The 21843-nt window shown below is 36.3% G+C and carries 24 protein-coding genes and 1 riboswitch; of the genes, 16 read left to right on the top strand and 8 right to left on the bottom strand.

The annotated features are described in order from the left end of the window. Nucleotides 1-126: 126 nt before the first annotated feature. The 3 genes from AC1VNJ_RS16710 (at nucleotide 127) to AC1VNJ_RS16700 (ending at nucleotide 3073) form a co-directional block, all read left to right on the top strand. Nucleotides 127-1167: a C45 family autoproteolytic acyltransferase/hydrolase gene (locus AC1VNJ_RS16710; protein ID WP_482641090.1), complete on the top strand. Its 1041-nt coding sequence runs from the start codon at nucleotides 127-129 to the stop codon at nucleotides 1165-1167. 11 nt (nucleotides 1168-1178) lie between these two features. Next, on the top strand, nucleotides 1179-2681 hold the full coding sequence (locus AC1VNJ_RS16705; protein WP_482641089.1) for an NAD(P)H-hydrate dehydratase: 1503 nt from the start codon (nucleotides 1179-1181) through the stop codon (nucleotides 2679-2681). A gap of 113 nt (nucleotides 2682-2794) precedes the next feature. After that, the gene (locus tag AC1VNJ_RS16700) at nucleotides 2795-3073 is read left to right on the top strand and encodes a hypothetical protein (RefSeq protein ID WP_223260155.1); all 279 of its coding nucleotides are present in this window, start codon (nucleotides 2795-2797) and stop codon (nucleotides 3071-3073) included. Nucleotides 3074-3140: 67 nt separating this feature from the next. On the opposite strand, the gene AC1VNJ_RS16695 is transcribed toward AC1VNJ_RS16700, so the two are convergent. After that, nucleotides 3141-3806 carry a hypothetical protein gene (locus tag AC1VNJ_RS16695; RefSeq protein ID WP_223260154.1) on the bottom strand — a complete coding sequence of 222 codons (666 nt, stop codon included), beginning with the start codon at nucleotides 3804-3806 and terminating at the stop codon, nucleotides 3141-3143. Between the two features lie 163 nt (nucleotides 3807-3969). Then, the gene (locus AC1VNJ_RS16690; RefSeq protein ID WP_013056888.1) at nucleotides 3970-4743 is read right to left on the bottom strand and encodes a sulfite exporter TauE/SafE family protein; all 774 of its coding nucleotides are present in this window, start codon (nucleotides 4741-4743) and stop codon (nucleotides 3970-3972) included. Nucleotides 4744-4869: 126 nt separating this feature from the next. Between AC1VNJ_RS16690 and AC1VNJ_RS16685 the strand changes: the two genes are divergently transcribed. Further along, complete coding sequence (locus AC1VNJ_RS16685) at nucleotides 4870-5637, top strand: TrmB family transcriptional regulator (protein ID WP_482641088.1); 768 nt, start codon at nucleotides 4870-4872, stop codon at nucleotides 5635-5637. A gap of 79 nt (nucleotides 5638-5716) precedes the next feature. Here the strand turns inward: AC1VNJ_RS16685 and AC1VNJ_RS16680 are convergent, their stop codons facing one another. Together AC1VNJ_RS16680 and AC1VNJ_RS16675 are read right to left on the bottom strand one after the other, a co-directional pair. After that, on the bottom strand, nucleotides 5717-5929 hold the full coding sequence (locus AC1VNJ_RS16680) for a hypothetical protein (protein WP_482641087.1): 213 nt from the start codon (nucleotides 5927-5929) through the stop codon (nucleotides 5717-5719). Between the two features lie 66 nt (nucleotides 5930-5995). Beyond that, the gene (locus tag AC1VNJ_RS16675; RefSeq protein WP_013056890.1) at nucleotides 5996-6622 is read right to left on the bottom strand and encodes an FMN-dependent NADH-azoreductase; all 627 of its coding nucleotides are present in this window, start codon (nucleotides 6620-6622) and stop codon (nucleotides 5996-5998) included. A gap of 198 nt (nucleotides 6623-6820) precedes the next feature. Between AC1VNJ_RS16675 and AC1VNJ_RS16670 the strand changes: the two genes are divergently transcribed. The 5 genes from AC1VNJ_RS16670 (at nucleotide 6821) to AC1VNJ_RS16650 (ending at nucleotide 10315) form a co-directional block, all read left to right on the top strand. Beyond that, nucleotides 6821-7540 carry an SDR family NAD(P)-dependent oxidoreductase gene (locus AC1VNJ_RS16670; RefSeq protein ID WP_482641086.1) on the top strand — a complete coding sequence of 240 codons (720 nt, stop codon included), beginning with the start codon at nucleotides 6821-6823 and terminating at the stop codon, nucleotides 7538-7540. Nucleotides 7541-7679: 139 nt separating this feature from the next. Continuing rightward, nucleotides 7680-7859: a hypothetical protein gene (locus tag AC1VNJ_RS16665; RefSeq protein ID WP_482641085.1), complete on the top strand. Its 180-nt coding sequence runs from the start codon at nucleotides 7680-7682 to the stop codon at nucleotides 7857-7859. A gap of 127 nt (nucleotides 7860-7986) precedes the next feature. Further along, the gene (locus AC1VNJ_RS16660) at nucleotides 7987-8550 is read left to right on the top strand and encodes a class I SAM-dependent methyltransferase (RefSeq protein WP_033578874.1); all 564 of its coding nucleotides are present in this window, start codon (nucleotides 7987-7989) and stop codon (nucleotides 8548-8550) included. 11 nt (nucleotides 8551-8561) lie between these two features. Further along, nucleotides 8562-9242: a response regulator transcription factor gene (locus tag AC1VNJ_RS16655; RefSeq protein ID WP_033578875.1), complete on the top strand. Its 681-nt coding sequence runs from the start codon at nucleotides 8562-8564 to the stop codon at nucleotides 9240-9242. Continuing rightward, nucleotides 9239-10315 (top strand): HAMP domain-containing sensor histidine kinase, encoded by a 1077-nt coding sequence (locus AC1VNJ_RS16650; protein WP_482641084.1) that lies wholly within the window; start codon nucleotides 9239-9241, stop codon nucleotides 10313-10315. The genes AC1VNJ_RS16655 and AC1VNJ_RS16650 overlap by 4 nt, the downstream gene beginning before the upstream one ends. Here the strand turns inward: AC1VNJ_RS16650 and AC1VNJ_RS16645 are convergent. After that, nucleotides 10306-11748, bottom strand: coding sequence for an aminotransferase-like domain-containing protein (locus AC1VNJ_RS16645; RefSeq protein WP_482641083.1), 1443 nt, complete (start codon nucleotides 11746-11748; stop codon nucleotides 10306-10308). The genes AC1VNJ_RS16650 and AC1VNJ_RS16645 overlap by 10 nt on opposite strands. Nucleotides 11749-11851: 103 nt before the next feature. Between AC1VNJ_RS16645 and AC1VNJ_RS16640 the strand changes: the two genes are divergently transcribed. From AC1VNJ_RS16640 to AC1VNJ_RS16625, 4 genes are all read left to right on the top strand, one after another. Then, entirely contained in the window at nucleotides 11852-12463 is a 612-nt protein-coding gene (locus tag AC1VNJ_RS16640; protein WP_482641082.1) for a LysE/ArgO family amino acid transporter, read from the top strand. 58 nt (nucleotides 12464-12521) lie between these two features. Next, a complete protein-coding gene (gene fosB / locus AC1VNJ_RS16635) occupies nucleotides 12522-12950 on the top strand; it encodes a metallothiol transferase FosB (RefSeq protein ID WP_482641081.1) in 429 nt (142 codons plus the stop codon). A 115-nt stretch (nucleotides 12951-13065) separates the two neighbouring features. Beyond that, a complete protein-coding gene (locus AC1VNJ_RS16630) occupies nucleotides 13066-13263 on the top strand; it encodes a hypothetical protein (RefSeq protein ID WP_482641080.1) in 198 nt (65 codons plus the stop codon). A 376-nt stretch (nucleotides 13264-13639) separates the two neighbouring features. Continuing rightward, nucleotides 13640-14482, top strand: coding sequence for a hypothetical protein (locus AC1VNJ_RS16625; protein ID WP_482641079.1), 843 nt, complete (start codon nucleotides 13640-13642; stop codon nucleotides 14480-14482). Nucleotides 14483-15027: 545 nt separating this feature from the next. On the opposite strand, the gene AC1VNJ_RS16620 is transcribed toward AC1VNJ_RS16625, so the two are convergent. Continuing rightward, entirely contained in the window at nucleotides 15028-15249 is a 222-nt protein-coding gene (locus AC1VNJ_RS16620; RefSeq protein ID WP_482641078.1) for a hypothetical protein, read from the bottom strand. A gap of 15 nt (nucleotides 15250-15264) precedes the next feature. Continuing rightward, nucleotides 15265-16818 (bottom strand): alpha/beta hydrolase, encoded by a 1554-nt coding sequence (locus AC1VNJ_RS16615; RefSeq protein WP_482641077.1) that lies wholly within the window; start codon nucleotides 16816-16818, stop codon nucleotides 15265-15267. 223 nt (nucleotides 16819-17041) lie between these two features. On the opposite strand from AC1VNJ_RS16615, the gene AC1VNJ_RS16610 reads away from it, so the two are divergent. Both AC1VNJ_RS16610 and AC1VNJ_RS16605 read left to right on the top strand, forming a co-directional pair. After that, the gene (locus AC1VNJ_RS16610; protein ID WP_221840638.1) at nucleotides 17042-17185 is read left to right on the top strand and encodes an anti-repressor SinI family protein; all 144 of its coding nucleotides are present in this window, start codon (nucleotides 17042-17044) and stop codon (nucleotides 17183-17185) included. 324 nt (nucleotides 17186-17509) lie between these two features. After that, nucleotides 17510-17842 (top strand): helix-turn-helix domain-containing protein, encoded by a 333-nt coding sequence (locus tag AC1VNJ_RS16605; RefSeq protein WP_098626821.1) that lies wholly within the window; start codon nucleotides 17510-17512, stop codon nucleotides 17840-17842. Between the two features lie 338 nt (nucleotides 17843-18180). Here the strand turns inward: AC1VNJ_RS16605 and AC1VNJ_RS16600 are convergent, their stop codons facing one another. After that, the gene (locus AC1VNJ_RS16600; RefSeq protein ID WP_482641076.1) at nucleotides 18181-18327 is read right to left on the bottom strand and encodes an anti-repressor SinI family protein; all 147 of its coding nucleotides are present in this window, start codon (nucleotides 18325-18327) and stop codon (nucleotides 18181-18183) included. Nucleotides 18328-18351: 24 nt separating this feature from the next. Beyond that, nucleotides 18352-18451, bottom strand: a riboswitch (cyclic di-GMP riboswitch). A gap of 335 nt (nucleotides 18452-18786) precedes the next feature. Between AC1VNJ_RS16600 and AC1VNJ_RS16595 the strand changes: the two genes are divergently transcribed. Beyond that, nucleotides 18787-21426, top strand: a complete 2640-nt coding sequence (locus AC1VNJ_RS16595) for a right-handed parallel beta-helix repeat-containing protein (protein WP_482641075.1) — start codon at nucleotides 18787-18789, stop codon at nucleotides 21424-21426. Nucleotides 21427-21843: the final 417 nt, after the last annotated feature.

Below are 21843 nucleotides of genomic sequence, written 5' to 3'. Positions count from 1 at the left end.
TTTCAATCTTTCGACCTGTTTCTTTATAACTGTATTCAAAGGAAGAGCGTTCTATGAGAGGAGAAAGTTGCAAAGAATAGAGCGCTTGCTGCACAATAAAGGTACTGGAAAATTGGAGTGATAGAAGTGAAAGAAATACAGGTAGAAGTTATTCAAGGGCGAGGCTCTTACCGAGAGCTTGGTAAAATGCAAGGGGAATTACATAAAGGAACAAAGCTGTTTGAAAATCATCAAAAAAGAAGAAAACGTTCATTACGAAGCTATCAAACGATAGCAAAAGAAGCTCGTCATTATTACGACTTATTTGCTCCCGGACTGTGGGATGAGCTATTGGGCTTAGCAGAAGGCTTAGATTGGCCTCTTGAAGACGTTATACATGAGTACAGCGGATATCAGCAAGAGTGGAAGAAAACGGGGTGTTCTGCTCTTATGCAGCACGGTGTGTATGTGCGGAACTACGATTATCATCCGAAAACGTACGAAGGTCGATTTTTGCTTTTTCAGCCAAATGAAGGATATGCAAGCGTCGGGTTTGGAACAAGAATGATTGGGCGAATGGATGGAATGAACGAAAAAGGATTAGCAATTGGCTATCATTTTGTTAATCGCCGCCGTCAAACGAACGGATTTATTTGCTGTACGCTTGCTCGGTTTATTTTAGAAACATGTGAAACGACAGAAGAGGCTGTTGCTATTTTAGAAAGGGCACCGCACCGTCATGCGTTTAATTATTCCATTTACGACCGCAGCGGACAGGGAGCAGTAGTCGAAGCATCTGGACGAGGCGTTCATGTACAAAGAGGAACGATGATGGGGTGTACGAACCATTTTAATCAGCTGGTCGAAGAAAATCGTCATCATTTGGTAGAGTCAAAGGAAAGGCTCGATCATATTCGAGATCATATTGAAAAAAAGCTATCGCCTCTTGAAGCTTTTTCTTTATTTAATGAAGATGAATACGGTATTTTTAAAGAAGATTACCGGAATTCTGCTGGAACGCTTCATACAGTGGCATATGTACCGGAGACGCTGCAAGTCATTGTGGGGATTGGACGAAAAGCAAAACCTCTTACTTTCTCGTTTGAGGATTGGGTGAAAGGAGAACAATTAACTATAACGAAAATAAAAGGAACGGTAAATACAGACGAACCATTTCCGTTTCAGTAAGGAGCAGCATAATGAGAATTGTAACGAATCAAGAGATGTATCAAGTAGATGATTATATGATGAATACAATTGGGATGAGTGAAGAGTCCCTTATGGAAAATGCCGGGCAGGCTGCTGCAAACGCGCTGAGTGAGCGAATCGAAAAATATGAAAAAATAGGGCTGCTTATAGGAACGGGAAACAACGGAGGAGACGGCTTTGTTATTGCTCGTGCTTTGAAGTCAAAAGGCTATGAAGTTGACGTCTGGGTAGTTCCTGCACGGGAGAAAATAAAAGGCGCAGCTAAAAAAGCCATGAGCATCTATGAAAATGCTGGATTCGCGTGGCAATCGGCGGGAGACAACTTCTCTGTGAAAAAGTATACGGTCCTTATTGATTGTTTATTAGGTATAGGCGTAAAAGGCAGCATCAAATCTCCTTATGATAACATTATAAAAAAAATAAACGACTCTAAGGCTTACATATACAGCATCGATGTCCCAAGTGGAGTAATGGAACAGAAGCAAGAGCTTACGGTACGTGCAGATGCTACGATTACGCTTCAGCAGCCAAAGATCACGGCATTTACATACCCGAGCAAAGAAAGCTATGGTGAATTGATTGTAGTAGATATCGGTATCCCACCGCTAGCAATTGAAAAAAGCTCATCTCTTAAAGAGGTATGGTCAACTCAGCATATTAAGAAATCTTTTCCCATTCGGAATGCTTCGTCCAATAAAGGTACACATGGAAAAGGAATCGTAATAGGAGGTTCACTTCAAACACCCGGAGCGCCGATGCTAACGTCAAAAGCAGCACTCACAAGCGGAGCAGGGCTTTTAACGCTTGCGCTTCCGAATGATATTCATGCGATTGCAGCTGCTCACATGTTAGAAGTGATGTATAAGCCATGCCCAAGCAAAGATGGCTTTTTTGCAGGCGAGATTCCTTTAGAAGAAGCAAAGTACGATGCAATTGCAGTTGGACCAGGGCTTGGGAGAACGGAAGAAACGAAGAAAGTTGTCGAACAAGTACTTCAACAGCCCGTTTCTGTTGTAATCGACGCAGATGCTCTTTATCATCTGCCGGATTTGATGAAAGAAGTAAAAGAAAGAGAACACGCAACGATTTTAACACCTCATCCCGGAGAAATGGCTAGACTCGTGGATACAACAATCGCAGAAGTAGAAGCAAATCGATTTTCGATATCTAGCCAATACGCAGTGGAAAATGGTGTGTATCTTGTATTAAAAGGCCCAAACACGATCGTTACAACGCCGGATGGAAAACAATACGTAAATACCACTGGAAACGCAGGACTCGCAAAAGGTGGAACGGGTGACACGTTAACCGGAATCATCCTCGCTTTTATTATGCAGCATGATTCTCTTCAAGAAGCAATCAGCAATGCGGTATATGTTCATGGAAAAGCAGCGGATGTGCTGCTCGATCAGGGGCATACAATGATAGATATGTTAGCAAGTGACGTTATTTCTGCACTTCCGGCAGTCTTCGGGCAGCTGAATGAGAAGTGATTTCTTCTGGATTATTAAAATTTGTTGACAAAATCCTTCAAAAAGTTGTCAAAACTCTGTGTAAATGATAACGTTATTTTACGTAAGATTTTACATAGAAAGAAAGTGATGTTGTGTACTACTCAATGAGACCAAGAGGCATTCATTTAGCTGTGCCTACACTTTTCTTCCTTATTACAGTCGTGTTATTTGCGATGATGCAGTTTGGTTTTTATTTGGATTCCAGCATTCTTCGTAAAATTTGGGTCATCATTATGGCTTTATTGCCCATTGCTGGACTAATCACGGCTATTAAAGGTAGAAGAGGAAGCGCAAAGCCGTGGTTAATTATAGGGAACGTGATTCTTATTTTAACCGTTACAATAATGAGCGTACAGGCTATTATTTATTAAACAAAAAAACGTGTTCGCCAAACAGGCGGACACGTTTTTATTAGGAAGAAGAAAAGAGCTGTTTCGCTTATTCTTGCATCGCGGCATTTATTCCTTCTTTTCTAACTTCTAGCATATGAGTAGCTTTTTTATCAATACCTTTAGCTGTATCGGAAGAAATGACGCCTACGCTGCTTAAGTCATAGGCAAGACTTGTAACAAGCAGCTGCTCTCTTTGTGCGAGTGTGCCGTATGTAAGTGCAGCGGTTTTAGCTTGAATGCCACTCATATTTAATTCATCAGTAGAAGAAGCTGCTTCTTTTTTTGCGGCTATTGCTTCTTGATAAAGAGAATCATATCCTCCAAACCCTACTTGGGCAATTAGAAAGTTATAAATGTCATCGGCCGATTTTTTTGAAGGCTGAGAAAAAGCTCTTTGAAATTTATTGCGCGGTAAAAAGTTTAGTGCCGCCTGTCTTCCGTCTTCATAAATTTTTTCTTGTATTTCTTTAGTAGCTTTTTCGTCATTTTTTTTCTGTGCTGCATCTAGCTGTTTGCGATATTTTTGAATAATGACTCCGTCCTGCTGATTGTTTCCCTCTTTGAAAGTAGCTGCGGCCTGTGGAACATCGGACGTTGCTAGCGTCTCAGCGGCGTTCTCTGAAGAAGAAAAGAACGTATTTTTGACAAAAATAAGTGCAAAGATCAGCAAAATAAACCATAAAAACCTAAATTTCTTAAACAAAACGTTCACCTCTGTATAATATTTCTAATTATGTAAAACAACATCGATCAGTATACAACAATTTTAGTGTCTTTTTACACATTTACCCAAAAATAAGAAAATAGTAAGAGGTGGTTTTATTAATCTAATAGATATATAGGTTCATTGTTATAGTTCGAAAGAAACCATTGATCTATTTGTACTGATTTACATAGTCGAATATGTTTTTGCTAATAAGGCTTAAAGTGACAAGAATAAAAAGCGTTCGGACGTACGTCACGCCTTTTGATAAAGCGACGTTTGATCCAACGAAAGAACCCACGATCATCGCAAACCCCATAATTAATCCGTAAGAAAATACAACAGAATCAAAATACAAAAATACAAGCAAAGCACCTAAATTACTGCCGAAATTTAAAAATTTTGCGCTGCCTGCTGACTGCAGGAAATCAAATCCCATAAATAAAAAAGCAAATAAAATAAATGAACCTGTGCCTGCTCCTAAAAATCCATCGTAAAAGCCAATGATAAAAATAAGTGCAGTAAAGAAAATAAGTTTCTTAATAGACAGCGGCTTATACGTGGACGTGGTGCCCCAGTTTTTTTTGAAGATTGTATAAATAGCAACTAAAACAAGGAGAATCAAAATAACAGGTTTCAAAAAAGCAGAGGATAGAAAATGAACGGTGATTGAACCTCCCAAAGAGCCAATAAATACAAAAGGAAACCATTTACCCACAACGCGAAAATCGACTTTTCCGGATTTGACAAATCGAATGGTACTCGTTAATACGCCCATCGTTCCAGCTAATTTATTTGTAGCTAAGGCAGCAGCGGGCGGCAGGCCTAAAAATAAAAGAGCGGGTGTAGAAATTAAACCGCCTCCGCCCACTACGGAGTCAATGAATGCAGCTAAAAAACCAAAGAGTAAAAGCAAAAGAACAATCTGTAAACTTAATTCTTCCATAAAGCACCTTCCTCATGTCATAATATATATATAGTGACTACTTAAATAGTAACTATATAAAAAGCAGTTGTAAATATGTAAATGATGAAAATTTTAGATAACTTAAAAAACAGGGAGGTTTCCTTTATGGAAAATATTATTCAGCAGCTGCAGTCGCTTGGATTTAATCAGTATGAATCAAAAGTATACGTGACGCTTGTCAAAAAAGGATCTTCCACTGCTTATAGCATTAGTAAACATTCAGGTGTGCCAAGAGCGCGTGTATACGATATTTTACAAACACTAGAGGAAAAAGGCATGGTGTTAAAAGAAGAGAGTAATGATGGCACCCAGTACACGTCGCTGCCCATCGATGCTTTTTTGCATTCGCTGCAGAAAAAATGGAACGAAACGTATGAAGACGTTAGCGAAACGCTTAAACGTCTTGAAGCTGCAGAGTCTATAGAAGAAAGCCGGGTTATGACGATGAAAGGAGAAACAGCCATTCTTGCTTTTTGTGAGTCGCTGCTGCTAAAAGCAAAAAATAAAGTTGTCATCTCGCTTTGGCCTGATATTTATAATGAGTTGAAGCCTCTTTTATTACAGCTAAGGGAGAGTGTCACACTAAAAGGAATTGTGTTTGAACAAGATGAAGCGATGGAGGAATTTGACCGGCACCGCCATACAAGCTATACCGAAAATATTGGGAATCAAAACTGGTTTATTATATCTGTTGACAGCAGTGAAATGATTTATGGTCATAAAGAAATGGCTTACTATACCAATAACGGAGTTAACATTAATTTACTTGAAAACTATATTTGGCATGATATCCTCGTTAACAGACTTGTAGAAAAAAGTGATCGAGAAATGGACAGGTGGATCGAAAGGGAAAGAGAAAGCTTTTTTGCGTAGAAAAGAGACTTAGACATAACGAAATCACTTCCATCGAAAGACGAACAAACGGGATAAATGATCCAGTATGAATGGCTTGTTACATCGCAGTTAATTTCCGTGCAAGGCTTCGCTTTCCGCGGGCGGACGACGAGCCTCCTCGTCGCTTACGCGCCTGTGGGGTCTCATCTGTTCCGCCTTTCCCGCAGGAGTCTGCGCCTTGCCCTCCAATTAACTGCTGGAAGCAGCCACCATGCATGAAAGCTACGTTCACTTTACCAACAGAAAAATCCGAACAAAGTTGATGCTCCATTAAGAGTCTCAAGTCCTCGTTCGGATCTTCCTTCAATCAAAATATTTTTGTTACAGCCTCTTTATATTAAAAAGTTTGGGCAAGTTTTTTTGCTTCTGCTATTCCTTTTTCTTTAATTTCTTGGGCTTTATCTGGCATTGCATTATGCCCTTCCACAAAAATGCCGTCTAACGAAGGGACTCCAAAGAAATTCATCATAATTCCAATATAGCGATGCCCCATTTCCATATCAGCTGCAGGACCTTCAGAATAAATGCCTCCGCGTGCTTGAATATGAAGCGCTTTTTTATCCGTTAACAGTCCAACCGGACCTTCGGCCGTGTATTTAAATGACTTACCTGCTACGGCTACAGAGTCTAAATAAGCTTTCATAACCGGTGGAAACGAAAAGTTCCACATAGGAGTTACAAAAACATATTTGTCCGCTGTTACAAACTGTTCGCTCAATTCTGCAAGGCGATTGACCTTTTCCTGTTCATGAGAAGAGAGTTCCGAGCCAGACTGAAGTTTGCCCCAGCCGCTAAATACATCTGCATCAATATGAGGGATATTTTCTTTATAAAGGTCAATATGTACAACTTCGTCACTTGAATTGTGCTCTTTGTAAGCATCGATAAATGCTTTTCCAGTTGCCATACTGAATGATTGAGACTCATCGTGAGGATGAGCTGTAATATAAAGTACTTTTGCCACGTCTTATCATCTCTTTCTTGTTTGAAATAATGTACTGTCTTATCGTTATCACTCCCATAAAAAACTATACGCGCTTTGTCAGGTAAGCTAAAAAAGAGCGCAAGAAATGGACGTCTATATAGAAAATAATGGTATAATAAATGTTTGAATATTTACATAACAAGTATGTGTAACAGAAAGTAGATAAGAGGTGTCGAGATGAAAGAAAAATGGGTAATCGTCACGGGTGCAGGTGCTGGAATTGGAAAAGAAATTGTAAAAGAATGTGTGTCGAAGTGCTATTTAGTTATTGCTTGTGATAGTAATGAAGGAGCTTTGAAACAGCTAGCTGAAGATACAAAGGGCCATATTGAAACGTATGTAGTAGATGTTAAAGAAGGGAAGGCCGTAAAAAATCTTTTTTATCAAATAAAAGATAAAAATTTATATGGATTAGTTAATAATGCGGGCGTGTATTTAGGGAAAAATTTATTGGATTATGAAGAAAAGGAAATAGATTTTGTGATGGACACTAATATTAAAGGATATATTTATTTCTCCAAATACTTTGGTGAATTATTAATGGAAAAGGAAACAGAAGGAGCAATTATTAATATATCGTCCGTATCAGGAATGGAAGGAAGCTCCGATGCTATATATGGAATGTCTAAAGCAGCGATATTAGGATTAACCAAAAGCTGTGCAATGAATTTTTCTCCTTATATCCGTGTGAATGCCGTAGCACCTACAATGGTAAATACCGATATGATGAAAAATATTCCAGAGTGGCGCAAAAATGAATACATCGATCATCAGCTGATTCCAAGCTTTGTTACGCCTCAAGACGTGGCAGATACCGTTCTTTTTTTACTGAGTCCTCAAGCAAAACATTATACAGGAGCTACCTTTGATTTAAATAGCGGATGTTATTTACGATAAATTATCTTTTAAACGAGTAATCGAGGCTGGACAAAAATATTTTAGTTAAGGATAAATTCGAATGATCAATCGGTATTATTGACTGACCATTCGGATTTTTTACTGTTATTATAAACGTTGGTTTCACCGCTTCTAGCTGTTGATTGGAGGGCAAGGTGAAGAATCCTGCGGGAAAAGCGGAACAGATGAGACCCCACAGGCGCGTAAGCGACGAGGAGGCTCATCGGCCGCCCGCGGAAAGCGAAGTCTTGCACGGAAATCAACAGCGGTGTCAAGAGCAATCCATATGAGTTTATTAATCCAATTTGCTCGTCTTTAGATTGGGTTAATTCCGTTATGTCCCATCCTCCTTTTTGTTTTCTTAAGAATTCTTAAGAAATTTACTTAACGTTTCTTTAGATTTTTTTTCTATTCTAGAAAGAAAGAGTAGAAAGAAGGAATAGAAAATGAATTTAGCTTTTATGTATCAATATTTTCACCAGCCGCGAACGGTAGGAGCGCTTTTGCCAAGCTCTACGCACTTAGCGAAAAAAATGGTGAAAGGGATTGATTTTGAACATGCAGCCTGTATAGTAGAGTACGGGCCAGGAACCGGAGTTTTTACCCGTGAATTAATAAGAAGACGAAGCGCTTGTACAACTTTGCTTCTTATCGAATACAATCGGCATTTTTACGAAAAAGTAAAGGAACAAGTAAGAGATGAAAAAAATGTGTATGTGATACACGGCTCGGCTGAACATGTTCAAAAGTACTTGATACAGTATGATATTTCAAAAGTAGATTACGTACTATCAGGTCTTCCTTTTGCTTCTTTAGCAGCTGAGGTGTCAGATTGTATTTTGCAAAACACGCGAAGCGTATTAGCTGATGAAGGGAAATTTATTACGTTTCAGTATACGAATTTAAAAAAAGAGTTGATCCGCACGTTTTTCCCCCACATTAAAGTTGAAAAAGAGTGGAGAAACGTGCCTCCCGCATACATTTTTTCATGCGAAAAGAATGAGGTATAAGGAGTTTGTAAATGAAAGACAGAATTTTAATTATAGATGACGATGAGCAAATTCGTAATTTAATTGCTATTTACTTAGAAAATGAAGGATTTGAAACGCTGAAAGTTTCTAATGCTGTATCTGGCTTAGCGCTTTTAGAGGAACAAGAAGTAGATTTAATTATATTAGATATTATGATGCCGCAGATGAATGGAATCGACGCTGCTTTTAAAATACGTGAAGAAAAAAATATGCCCATTATTATGCTTTCGGCTAAGTCAGAAGATATGGACAAAATTTCTGGTCTAACAGCAGGAGCAGATGATTACTTAACAAAACCATTTAACCCACTCGAACTCATCGCACGAGTGAAATCACAAATTAGACGCTATAAAAAATACAATGAACGCGCTGAGCGTGACGTTATTCAAATTGGCGATTTGGAAATTAACCGCAGTACTCGCCTTGTCTTTGTGCGCGGTCAAGAGATTCGTTTAACACCAAAAGAGTTTGATATTTTAGAGCTGCTGGCACGCAACAAAGGAACGGTAATGAGCATGGGGAAAATATATGAAGCCGTGTGGCAAGCAGACGCGTTTAAATCGGATAGTACCGTAATGGTTCATATCACAAAGATTCGTGAAAAAATTGAGGATGATCCGAAAAAGCCTATTTATATTAAAACCATATGGGGCGTAGGATACAGGATATGAGAAGAATAAGTGTAAAGCTTCTTTTCGCTGTGATTATAAGCTTTTTGGTCACCAATTTAACTTTTATTTTAATTGCTAGGCTTGTTTTAAGCAGGTATATACAAGAAGAGAAAATGAATGTTTCTGCATATAATCTATTGGCGTTTGGGCTTATTTCTATGGCGGTTGTGGTCTTTATTTTTGTTTTTTTAGTACTTATTCGTTCCCATATTCGTTACCTGAAAGAAATTTCCGAACAGGTTCAAAAAATATCAAATGGAGATTTAGGCGCAACCATCCATGTGCGAGGAAAAGATGAACTGGCTGAATTGAGTCAAAATATTAACAAAATGTCTGCACAGCTTCGTACAAAGTTTGATCGGGAACGAGAAATCGAACAAGCAAAAAATGAGCTAATATCCAGCGTGTCTCACGATTTGCGTACGCCTTTAACGTCCATTGTGGGGTACCTCGATTTAATCAAAAAAAGAGAAAATATGGACGATGAAACATTAGATAGCTATTTATATATTGTTGATTCAAAAGCAAATTATTTAACGGATTTAATAGACGAGTTGTTTGACTATACAAAATTAACGAGTCCGGATTTTCAGCTTCAGCGAAATGAAATTGACATGAAACGTTTGCTTCAGCAGGTAATAGGAGAGTACGAGCCGATGTTAAAAAGAGAAGGCATTGACGTTCAGACTAACTTTGCTTGTGAGTGGCATGCATTTATTGATGTAGAAAAAATGGTAAGAGTCTTTCAAAACTTGCTCGAAAATGCCAAGAAGTACAGCAAAAAGCCTTCCGTATTAGAGGTGAATCAGGAAATTGATGAGGATTCGTTGGTAATTTCCTTTAGGAACAGCATTAACATCAGTGAAAAAATTGAGGTGGAAAAGTTATTTGATCGATTTTATCGAGGTGATGAATCAAGAACGGACGCAAATGGTTCAGGTTTAGGACTGGCTATTGCAAAACAAATCATTCAGCTGCATCAAGGGAAGATACGAGCAGAGCGTCAGCATAATAAGCTCACTTTTTTGATAAAGCTGCCGTTAACACAAGAAAGCCTTAAGAATCACTTGTAAAGATTCTTAAGGCTTTTTGCGACTATTTTAATGCCGTATTCAAATTCTGCAAGCGTCGCATAAGAAAAGGATATTCTGATATGCTGTGACGTTTCATGGTCATACAATGCGCCTGGATTTAAAAGAACTCCTTCGTCGAGACAGTGCTTAAATAATTTCCGCATCGAAACAGGCTTATGCAGCGTCAGCCAAAAATAAAAACCTCCGCTCGGAGTATTCCACGCAGCAAGACTTTTTAAATACTTCTCTAAAATAGCCTGCGTTTGCTGAGATTTTTCTTTTAATTTATAGCGTACGCTGGCAACGTGCTTGTCATAAATTCCGGTTTTTAGAGCTTCAGCAGCGGCCCATTGAGATAAGGAACTGGCTCCGTAGTCAACTTGCATTTTAAGGTCGGCCAATCGCTCAATTACATGTTCAGGCCCTACAATCCATCCAATTCGAAATCCCGGACTAAATGTTTTAGAGAACGTTCCTAAATAAAGAACCACTCCATTTTTATCTCGAGCTTTTAATGAAAGTGGAGGCGGTGAATGGAACCAAAGCTCTCCGTAAGCATCATCTTCAATAATCGGCAAATTCATTCTTTCACACTGGCGAAGCAGCTCTTGGCGCCTTTGTTCACTCATCGTTACATTGGTAGGGTTATGAAAGTTCGGTATTGTATATAAAGCTGTGCCTTTTTCTTTTTCGTGCTGGTCTTTTAATGAAGTTAAATGCATTCCTTCTTCGTCTAATGAAACGCCCGTTAGTTTCATTTGTGCGGACTGAAATAACGGTAGAGAATAAAGATAAGAAGGCTTTTCAGCTAATATATTGGCACCTGGAGGCAGCAGGCCGATTGAAATTAACTGAAGGGCTTGAAGTGAACCGGATACAATTAAAATAGATGAAGGAGACGTTTCAATGCCGCGTTTTTTTACATGCTTCACTAACTCTTGTCGGAGCTCATCATTTCCTCTTGGGTGCTCGTAGCCCAAGTGTACGCTTCTATGGTTAGTTCCGCTAAATAGTTCCGCAAGATGATGGGAAGGAAGCAGGTCAGGTGCTAACTCTCCAGTTCCTAAACGAATAATGCCCGGTTGAAATTCAGCTTCGTTAATATGGCGGATAGTCGGAGAATTTGGTTGGTATATTCCTGCTTCTACATACGAATTCCAGTTCATGTGAGAACCTGATGCTAGTAAGCTCCACGTATTGTTGATGACCTTGGTGCCGCCTCCTTTGTTTCCGCTGAGCAGTCCTTCAGCAATTAAGTTTTCGGTTGCCGTCACCACCGTGCTTCTATTTACAGAAAAGCTAGCAGCTAAATGGCGCTGAGAAGGAATTTTCGTTCCAATAGGCCACTCTCCATTTATGATTTTCTCTTTCATATACTCTTGAATTTGTTTGTGCATTGGCTTTTTATCAGCCGGATTTGGAGTCCAGTTCATGTGAGACCACCTTTTTATAATTTGGTTGGTATTATAAATCAAAATTTGGATGGAGACAACAAGGGATGTCAATTGTAGGATAAAAGAGAAAGGAGAGAACAACATGTTTACAGTGGTTATACATGCTTTATTGTTAGCATTCGGTTTGATTTTACCTTTAGGAGTACAAAATGTGTTTGTTTTTAACCAAGGAGCAAATCAACGAACCATCAAACAGGCGCTTCCTGTAGTGGTAACGGCTTCTGTTTGTGATACGATTTTAATTCTAGTAGCAGTGCTGGGAGTTTCAGCAGTAGCCGCTACTTTTTCATTTTTTCAAGCGCTTATTTTTGGAATAGGTTTTCTTTTTTTAGCGTATATGGGCTTTGTGATGTGGAAGAGCGAACCGTCAAAAACGTCAGTAAAGGAAGGGATGACGGTAAAAGCACAAATTTTATTTGCTGCTTCTGTATCTCTGCTAAATCCCCACGCGCTGATGGATATTATGGGCGTAATCGGAACAAATTCTCTACTGTACAGCGGAAAAGAAAAATGGGTTTTTACGCTGGTTACGATATGCGTTTCGTGGATATGGTTTTTATCCTTAGCATTTGCAGGAAAAGCAGTAGGGAAAATGGATTCAAATGGAAAAATAATGATTTGGATCAATAAGGCTTCTGCATGTATGATTTGGGGAGTAGCTCTTTACATGGCAAAAAGTATGTTTTTTCAGTAAAATAGGCGCTAAAAGGAAAGTTATGTAATACTTTTTTTCTAGAAAGCGAGGGGTAAAGGTGATTCAAGGAATTAATCATATGTGCTTTTCTGTGTCAAATTTAGAACAATCTATCACATTTTATCAGAAAGTGCTAGGAGCGGAACTTTTAGTGAAAGGAAAGTCCACCGCTTACTTTAGTCTGAAGGGACTGTGGCTGGCGTTAAATGAAGAAAAAAATATTCCTAGATCAGACATTCAGTATTCGTATACTCATTTAGCGTTTTCTATTTCTATTGAAAACTTTGACGAAGCAAGAGAGCTGTTAAAACAGCATAATGTAACCATCTTATCTGGAAGAAACCGCGACGAGAGAGACAAAAAATCTATTTATTTTACGGATCCTGACGGTCATAAATTTGAATTTCACACTGGTACGCTCCAAGACCGTTTAGCGTATTACCAAGAAGAAAAGCCTCATATGACATTTTATTCGCCAAAAGAGTAGTACTAAAATAGTTATATAAGGTTACAGTTTTATTACATTCGCATTCCTCGCTCAGTTATCATTAAATAAACGATTCTGTTGTGATATAATGGAAAAAAAGTGAGGAGGAGGAAGAATGTATACCGCAAAACAGGTGAAGTTTGGTTCGCATATTGTGATAGGCTTACTTTTCGGCATCCTAGCTGCAATGTTAATCGGCACTTTTTATCAAAATGTACCAGGTGTATTACCGTACGGGATGATTAGCGGACTTGCAGTAGGACTCATAGCAGATACATATTATACAATTAAAACAAAAATAAAGGTTATCTAATATAGTGTAGTACTATTCTCAGGAGAAATAAAAGATTCCTTTTGAAAATAGTACTATTTTTGTGAGAAAAACAGTTAATTTCTATTTTAGAAAAACAAGTTAACGCGCTAAAAAAATTGTGAATTTATTATTTTGAATCAGCAATAGGGGATTGAAATATCGAATTAACTCTAAGTATAGAATTATTAAAGTAAATAACCGTTTTCTAAACAGTGAAACGGTTATTAAAGCTGCTACTAACAGATAAAATATTGTTGCTCTTAATGGTTTATTTGTTAAAAACTTGATATTTTTGCTAAAATCGTTCTTTTGGAGTACATAATATATGCTATCATTGTTGGGTGAAAAAACTACATACCAAAAAAAGGAGAAAGAAATGAAGAATTTAAGAAAAATCGGCCTAGGACTTGTAGCATCACTGCTATCTATTAGTTTAGTAGCTTGTGGGTCAACAAAAGAAGAACAAAAACAAGAATCTGCTAAGCAAGAGCAGAAACAAATGGGGAAAGAGCAGAAAAAACTTGAACAAAAAATCTCTAAATTAGAGAGCGAGTATAAAGACTATACAAAAGAAAAAGGATATATGGAATCTGATGATTATCTTGTTTTTGAAGCAGACTTTAACATACTTGCAAAGTCAATTGAAAGCAAGAATATTCTTCAAGGCGATGATGGTGAAATAGAAAAACACTTAAAAGACTTAAAAACTGAGATAGACAATTTAAGTAATGATCAAGCAATAAAAGCTCAAAAGCGTTATGGTTCAGCAGTAGATGTGTACGAGGCTGCAATAGGTACCCACTTACATTATGTATTAACTAAAGCCGATATTACTCAGCACTTTAATGCGGTGAACACGATTGAGTTAGACAAAGATTTTAATGCAGACAGCTATGATTATGAAAAAATTGATGCAGACGCAACTGAGGCTATTAAGTCCATACAAGGAATGCCTATGAAAAGAATAAAGCTTATTAAGGAAGAGTTGGAGAAATATAAAGCTAGTTTTAGTACTGAAGAATATGATCAATTGTATTCCGCAGTCACTGGCATATCTTCGTCATTAAATAAACAAGTTGAAATGCTAGAAGTTCTACAAAAAGAAAGTGGCAAGGATAAATCAACTTTAGAAGAAAACACAAAAGCTGCTGAAACACAATTTTTAGATGCTAAAGAAAAAGTGTCTGCATTTGAATCTAAATATGATATCCAAATGTAAAATATATGCTTTAAATACAATTGTTTATTAGAATAAAAAGCCGTTTCTTATACAAAGAAACGACTTTTTTATTTTTCTCTATTAATCTTAGGTGTACGTAAGAAGAAAGAGAGTAATAGTGCAATTAGAGCCAATAGCGTAGCAAATAAGAATGCATCGTCATCTATAATAGAAATTATAAATAAAAGGTCTATCCGCTGCTACTTGCATTAGGGATAAGCCTTTTTGTTTTATACTTAGTTCCAAACTTCGTCTAAAGTATACGAAAATGAAAATATAGAGAGTAAAAAATTATATCACTCAAAAAGCACTACATCCAATCCGTTTCTGCGGTAACAGGTTAGAAGCGTATACAGTTCTGCACAGTGATGGTATAAATGAGACTGAATTTCAAGCAGCCACTCAAAACGTGTATACGTGCATCCCCAATAGGATGTCTGCAGTGAAAATAGCTGTTGTTCGTCAAAAGAAGAGTAAACTGCTTTTAGCTGATTGAAGCCCTCTACTAAAGCTGCTTTGAGTTCAAGCTTTGTATAAGCTGGATGCTACAGATAAAAGTCATTCATTTTATCTGCAGAGTAGCCTAAGGAAATATAATAGTCTGCACTGCAAATGAGACATAAATGCTGCAGCAGCTCTTGAATAGACCGCTTGTGAGGAAGGGGACGATAAGCAAGCTCTTCTTCTGTAACGTCATTAATAATTGCGGTTAGGGAATGGATGTTAACGTTTATTTGATTAAATACCGTCTCACAGTACGAATTCATATATTCACATCCTTTTTATTCAACTAAATACCGCATTTTTTGATCGAGCCAGTACTCTGATTTTTCATTGTTATCGAGCTTGATATAGCAATCGACAATTTCATCATAAATGAATTCCTTTTCTTCTACTAAATCAATAAATTTAATGAGTAAAAATACGGCTTTTGAAACTTTTCCATTCTCACAAAGCCATTCTTTCATCCAGATTAATAAGTCAAGAAGAATAATTTCTATTTTTACTCGGATATCAAGGAACCAATCGTCATAAATCGTTGTTAAATAATGAGGAACTAATTGGTGCAGTCTCTGTTCAGCTTCCTTGAATTTCAACGCCGGATCAGACTGTTCGGTAATCCACTGAAGGTCAGTTAGTAAGTCTAGTCCATCGCTTGACACATCGGCGTTTAAAGAAATGAGCTGCCTGTTAACAAGTAAAACCGGCTCTTCCTTTTCTGCGTTCAATAGCTTTTTTAAATGAGACAAATAGACGCGTAAATTCTTTTTGGCGTTGCTTAAAGGTACGTCAGGCCACAGCGCTTCGCATAGCTGTTCTCTGCTAATAGAATGATGAAAAATAAGATATAGTAAGATTTCTTGAGCAAAGCGCTTATTCCAGCCTTCTGTAATAAGCTGGCCATTTACATAGACGGAAAAAGAGTACAAAAAATCTACTTTAAGAGAGGATGTATGTGCATGAAAATCTTTTTGTATATCTATAGCTGTGTCACTTTCCCAGTTCTTAAGTATTTTCATAGGATCGTTCTTTAAATAAGGCAGTTGTTGTGTATTACTTTTAATAAAATCTATGATGATTTCTCTGATTAAAGCTGTTTTTTCTTTTACTAGAAATAAAGAGTGTGCGTTAGGTATGGTCATATGACTGTAGTTTTTTAAAAACATCGTTTTTGAAATCAGATACTGAGATGAAAACAGCAAATCATTTTGGCCAGATAAAGTGAGTACAGGAAGTGAAATACTAGTCAACTCTTGAAATAGATCGTCTGTAATGGATAGTTTAAGAAAGCGGAAATATACCCTGGGATCCATTTTTTTTAGTCTTTCAATTATCTGTTGTATGTTTGTAGGTTCCAAACTCTCTAGTTTGCCTAATTCGAAAATTTTATCTACCGGTATTTGGTTTTTACTTTCTTCGTTGTAACATCTCTTAATCTTTTGAAGGGTGCTATCGGAATAAAAAGGAAGAGACAATAGTATCAGTCCCTCAATAAAAAATTCATAGCGAGCAGCAAATTTAACAGCGATTTGTCCTCCAAATCCCACGCCAACTAAGTAACATTTCTTTATATGCAACGTATGTAATAAGTGGAAAAGATCTTCAATATGAGTCTCAAACGATATTTCCCCTGTAGCGGAGGCGCTGTTTCCTGTCTCTCTCAAATCGTATTGAATAACACAATAATGTTGGGTTAATTCTGCAGTAATAGAATCAAAAAGCGTATGATCAGTGATAACAGAATGAATCATCACAATGGTGTCTGTCTGGTCAGTGAACGCGGGCGAATGAACTTCATAGTAAATTTTTTCTGTCGCCGTATGCAGAAAAGGCATAAAAACAATCCTCCTAGTGTCTAACTGTAGCGTTTGTGTAACGGTGAAATTATTATGATAATAATAGACAAAAAATTCAAAAAATAGTGCTTTTAGTAATGAAAAATGTCTAATGATCTTGTAATATCTATTATACTGTAAAAAAACAGGGAAAAATAGGTATTTTTATTTAATCATATTTTTAGGAAGCGTTATCAAATTTACGATGAAGGGGACTGGAATGATGAGCGCGAATGATAAAAGTACTATTGATTTGGAGTGGGTTCATTTAATGCTAGAAGCCCAAGGTCAAGGAATCAGCATACAAGACGTCAAGGAATTTATCTCTAACCCAAACCAATTTAATAAAAAAGAATATGATAAATGAGAAACTTTTGTGAAAGAATAAAGAAGCTAGTATAAGAAAGATAATTCAATACAGCTCCCTTTTTTATTATTTGAGCGCAGGTGATGAATGATTATTTTTTCTGAAAAGTACAACGAGTGAAAAAATCTACTATATAATTACAATGGCTTTAACGGATTGCTTGTACAAAACAGGTAAGTAATATCTTATTTCGAATGCATCATAAGGTTATTTCAATCCGTTTAAGCAGTTTTTCATAGCTCGACGATAATTTAATTTGTTATAGGATTTAGCATGGAACTGTGGTACAATTACCCTTATAAGCATTTATTAAGGGTGATAAATATGACAATTGGTCAACGTATCCGAGAACTTCGAAAGAAACAAGGAATATCATTAACTGAGCTTGCTAACCGTGCTGGAGTAGCTAAGTCTTACATCTCCTCTGTGGAAAGAGATATTCAATTAAACCCCTCTATTCAATTTTTAAATAAGATTTCAACTTCTTTACATGTTAGTGTGGATAAGTTAATTCATGATTCTTCCGAGAGTGATAGTTCAATCTCAATAGACAGTGAATGGTTAGATTTAGCAAAAGAAGCGGCTGAATCTGGTATTAGCAAAGAGCAGTTCAAACAGTTTCTTGAATTCCAAAAGTGGCAGCGTTCAAATCAGTAAATTCAAAAGCATTTGGTTTAAAGGGCAGTAGAAACTGATTACTTGCAACTGCCCCTAAAGGTTCCGGCATGGTCAGTAAAGAAAGTTATAAGTAAGAAATTTTAAATTAATTCCTTCGTTTAGCCGAATATAATAAGAGCAACTTCTTTTAGCTTCATTGATTTCCCTTCCTTTTCAGTCTAACTGTATGCCACAAATTTATCTTTTTATTTCAATAGCTGTAAACAATCCTTAAAGTGTAATATCTACAAACAAATCTACTCTTTAATGACTCTTAGTTCCAAAAAAAGAATCTAACCCCTGTGTGAATTAAATTCTTTACGTCTTCCTTTTTATTTTTAACTAGGTTTGTTATAAGCAATAAATCTTTTTACTTCTTCAATAGAAATTCCCATTTTATATGCCCTGAGCATAAGTTCTACCCATTCTTCGTCTAGGTTCTCTTCCTTTTTGTTTTCTTCCATAACGTTAGTACGATTCAGCATTATTCTACCTCCAGCTTCTCTCTCTCAGGTAACCCCGGCTATCATAGTCTTTTATATTTTATTTTACGACTTTAGACCCGTAGCTTTGCGTCCTGCTCTTTCAAACAGTTTGCTCTTTTCTGAATCATTTGTATTACGAACATTTTACTACAAGAAAATACCTGAATGTGTCATAATTTGTCGGTTTTATAATAAGTAGAATGAAAATTTGGTTAAGTTTTATAGCTGAGGATGAAGTTCAATTTATTAGAGTGAGCATGGAGAGATTTAGAAAAAGCGATATTTTAAGAATAGAATCTATATAAAATATTTTTCGAATTGTGTATAAATAAATTTTTGTTAAATATTGATGACATATATTTTGTGAATGAAAACTTTTCATACTTAATTAATGCGCCTATTCACTTATTTTTCTATTGAATATTATAAAGTATTATTAGAGAAGTGGTGAGTAAAACAATGAGCAATCTTGAGAATTTAGGAGACGTAGATTTAACAACGAACGTTCCAGCTAATAAAGATGTACTAGCGTATGATAGTACATTGTCAAAATGGGTACCTAAAAGTCTTGAAAAGTCAGACAACCCTAGCTGTGCATCCTCATACGTAATTGAGTTAGATAGATGGGGAATTAAAAATGATGGAACAGAGCCTTTAAAAACTACTGTTGGAATAAATAATGCATTCCTATGGGCTAAGGAAAATAATTATAGGGAAGTGATTTTGCCGGAAGGATCTTATCTTATAGATAAAAACTCATCTATAAAATTTTTAAGTAATACCCATTATAAACTATACGGATGTTTATTTATTAAAGAATCGAATAACTTGACAGGGTATGAAATATTGACATGTAACGGTATTAAAAATACGGTTATAGAAGGAGCTACTGTAAAGGGAGAGAGAGAAACTCACGATTATTCCATAAATAGCACTCATGAGTGGGGATATGGAATTTTAATAAAAAACTTATGTTATAATATATCGATTATAAATTGCGAATCTTTTGAATGTACAGGTGATGGACTTGCCATTAGCGCAGATTTTTCCGCACTGGGTGGTGCTCAACATAATAAAACAAATGGAGGTCATTTTTCTAAAGGGGATATTGATGCTAACGGAAATGTTGATAATACGAAGATTTCATATGTTGCAGTAAATAAATTTTTTGACATCACAACGCCTTTAGCAAAAGAGGTAGGATACATTTTTTACTCAGGAGATGGATATGGTGGATACGGACCAGGCCTGAATTTAAATAAAGTTCCTATAAAAGTTCATTTCTATGATTCAAATCAAATTTATTTAGGTAACAGGTCTTATAGAACTTATGAATACATCTATACTGATGCTATGCCACTAGGTACAAAATTTGTAAGGTTTTCTTTCTTAGGTAATTTTGATGCAATGGATGGTAATTTACATTATATCTCTTGTGCAAAGACGCCTCAATATATTACTTTCAGGGGATGTAACACTCACAAAAATAGAAGACTAGGTGCTTCTGTTATGGGAGGAAGGTTCATAACTTACGAGAATTGTGAAATTCACAATAATAGTAACAAGCTAATTGTTTCTAAAGGGTGTAATCCTGGATATGGGATAGATGTTGAAGATGGATATATGAATAATCAAAGGATTCTTGTTAGAAGCTGTAATTTTCATGATAATAGAGCAGGAGATTTTATCTGTGTTAGTACGCGTGGGGTAACATTAGAAAATAATAAGTTTGAAAAATTAGTTTATTTTAATGGGCAAGGTGATGACTACTTGTCTCAAGGGAACTTATATCACGGTCCGATTAGGGGTAAGTCTATAACCAATGGTATTGAAAAAGACGGTACGTTTTGTACATTTAAAAACGACAGTGTTTTTGGAACACAAGTTGGCCTGGATGGAGGAAATACTACTCTTGAAAACTGTGTATTTACGAAAACTGCGTTGCAATTATCAGGAGAAACAGTAAAAGTTATCAATTGTAAGCTTACGTATGAACAAGAAGGTACAACCATATCAGCTTTGACATTATCAGGAAAAAATGTAGAGATACATGGTAGTTTATTTGATATTAGAGGCGGAAATGCATACGGAGGATTTTTAGCACCTAATGATTATCTATTGATATCTAATTCTCAGTTTTTTACGGGAGAAACGGCAGGCGGTATACTAGGTTCTTTTAAAGAAGTAATAATAAAAGATAGCGAATTTATTCATACAGGTGCTAAAGTAAACTACACTAGAGTTTATGCAACAGAGCAGATGAGAATTGAACGTAACACCTTTAAAGATCATTCTTTTCGTATTGTAGGTGGAGACTATTTTAATAATATACTTGCAGTAGACAAAGGATACATTACTCACTATTTTAAAAACAACAAAATTATTTGGACGAGAAGTAGTACTACTTACGTACATGAACTTTCAGGACCAGGTATAGGAATAGGGTTAATACCAAGAGTGGAAGTATCAAACAATAGACTTGAAATAATTGATCAAAATGTTTCTCTTGGATCTCTATATAACATGCGCATATTTGTGGAAAACCATTTAACTTTTCTTAACAACACAATTGTTACGATTAAAACTTCAGGTAGCAATACTAACGGAACCATTACACTTGATTATGCATATAGGTCAGGTACATCTGTATCTAGACCTAAAACAACAATAATCAGTCAAAATAATACCGGAATTAACTCCGATATTCTATTTACTGCTAACTTAAATAATCAATTGGAAAAATTGAGCGGAAATACTCCTTTGGCGTCCTTTGCATCATCTCAACCAACTTCTGGAACTTATCAATTAGGTGAGTTAATATATAATTCAACTCCTGTAGCAGGAGGATATCTAGGGTGGGTCTGTATAACAGCAGGGCGTGCTACTAACAGACCATGGGCGCCTTCCACTGATTATGTTAAAGGTACTATTATTTACTACCAAGGACATGTTTATCAAGCTCAGAACAATGGAACTTCAAACACAGATGCTCCTAATTTTCCTAAAGTCTCTGGTGGAATAATTCTGGATAATAATATAGGGTGGAAAGAAATTGGCTTACTAGCGACATTTAAACAATTTGGGCCTATACAGCAATAATTGAGAAGGCTAGCTCATGACTCAAAGGAGCTAGTTTTTATTTGTTGTAAACAATAAATATAGGCTAATTTGATAGGATACAGGTCTTTCTTTAAATAATTTTTCGTGGTTATAAATGTACTAAATTCTATGTTCGAGCAAAATTGAACCGTAACGCATTGAATTTGGTGAATATGGTTAGGGCTTCATACGCTTGCCAATAAATTAGTTAAAAGGTTCTATACTAAGGATTTTTGTTGTACTGTTCAAATGTATATATTATAAAATGTTTCTAAATAATTTGGTTATGTATAACAGAAATGTTCTTTATAAAAAACAATATATTATTATAAGATTATTCTTTATAGTCATAACAATTCTTTATAATTGTATAGAAAATAAGAGGTGAAATAGATATACATTTGAATATCAAAAACT

The organism is Priestia sp. 3CA3, from assembly GCF_056836725.1.
This window is presented reverse-complemented; position numbering and strand designations above follow the sequence as displayed.

Bases quoted from the DNA above. Each gene is read 5' to 3' on its own strand.
- AC1VNJ_RS16705 (WP_482641089.1), top strand. From the start codon at position 1,179: ATGAGAATTGTAACGAATCAAGAGATGTATCAAGTAGATGATTATATG.
- AC1VNJ_RS16690 (WP_013056888.1), bottom strand. From the start codon at position 4,743: ATGGAAGAATTAAGTTTACAGATTGTTCTTTTGCTTTTACTCTTTGGT.
- AC1VNJ_RS16685 (WP_482641088.1), top strand. From the start codon at position 4,870: ATGGAAAATATTATTCAGCAGCTGCAGTCGCTTGGATTTAATCAGTAT.
- AC1VNJ_RS16680 (WP_482641087.1), bottom strand. From the start codon at position 5,929: ATGGAGCATCAACTTTGTTCGGATTTTTCTGTTGGTAAAGTGAACGTA.
- AC1VNJ_RS16670 (WP_482641086.1), top strand. From the start codon at position 6,821: ATGAAAGAAAAATGGGTAATCGTCACGGGTGCAGGTGCTGGAATTGGA.
- AC1VNJ_RS16660 (WP_033578874.1), top strand. From the start codon at position 7,987: ATGAATTTAGCTTTTATGTATCAATATTTTCACCAGCCGCGAACGGTA.
- AC1VNJ_RS16655 (WP_033578875.1), top strand. From the start codon at position 8,562: ATGAAAGACAGAATTTTAATTATAGATGACGATGAGCAAATTCGTAAT.
- AC1VNJ_RS16650 (WP_482641084.1), top strand. From the start codon at position 9,239: ATGAGAAGAATAAGTGTAAAGCTTCTTTTCGCTGTGATTATAAGCTTT.
- AC1VNJ_RS16645 (WP_482641083.1), bottom strand. From the start codon at position 11,748: ATGAACTGGACTCCAAATCCGGCTGATAAAAAGCCAATGCACAAACAA.
- AC1VNJ_RS16640 (WP_482641082.1), top strand. From the start codon at position 11,852: ATGTTTACAGTGGTTATACATGCTTTATTGTTAGCATTCGGTTTGATT.
- AC1VNJ_RS16630 (WP_482641080.1), top strand. From the start codon at position 13,066: ATGTATACCGCAAAACAGGTGAAGTTTGGTTCGCATATTGTGATAGGC.
- AC1VNJ_RS16625 (WP_482641079.1), top strand. From the start codon at position 13,640: ATGAAGAATTTAAGAAAAATCGGCCTAGGACTTGTAGCATCACTGCTA.
- AC1VNJ_RS16620 (WP_482641078.1), bottom strand. From the start codon at position 15,249: ATGAATTCGTACTGTGAGACGGTATTTAATCAAATAAACGTTAACATC.
- AC1VNJ_RS16615 (WP_482641077.1), bottom strand. From the start codon at position 16,818: ATGCCTTTTCTGCATACGGCGACAGAAAAAATTTACTATGAAGTTCAT.
- AC1VNJ_RS16610 (WP_221840638.1), top strand. From the start codon at position 17,042: ATGAGCGCGAATGATAAAAGTACTATTGATTTGGAGTGGGTTCATTTA.
- AC1VNJ_RS16605 (WP_098626821.1), top strand. From the start codon at position 17,510: ATGACAATTGGTCAACGTATCCGAGAACTTCGAAAGAAACAAGGAATA.
- AC1VNJ_RS16600 (WP_482641076.1), bottom strand. From the start codon at position 18,327: ATGCTGAATCGTACTAACGTTATGGAAGAAAACAAAAAGGAAGAGAAC.
- AC1VNJ_RS16595 (WP_482641075.1), top strand. From the start codon at position 18,787: ATGAGCAATCTTGAGAATTTAGGAGACGTAGATTTAACAACGAACGTT.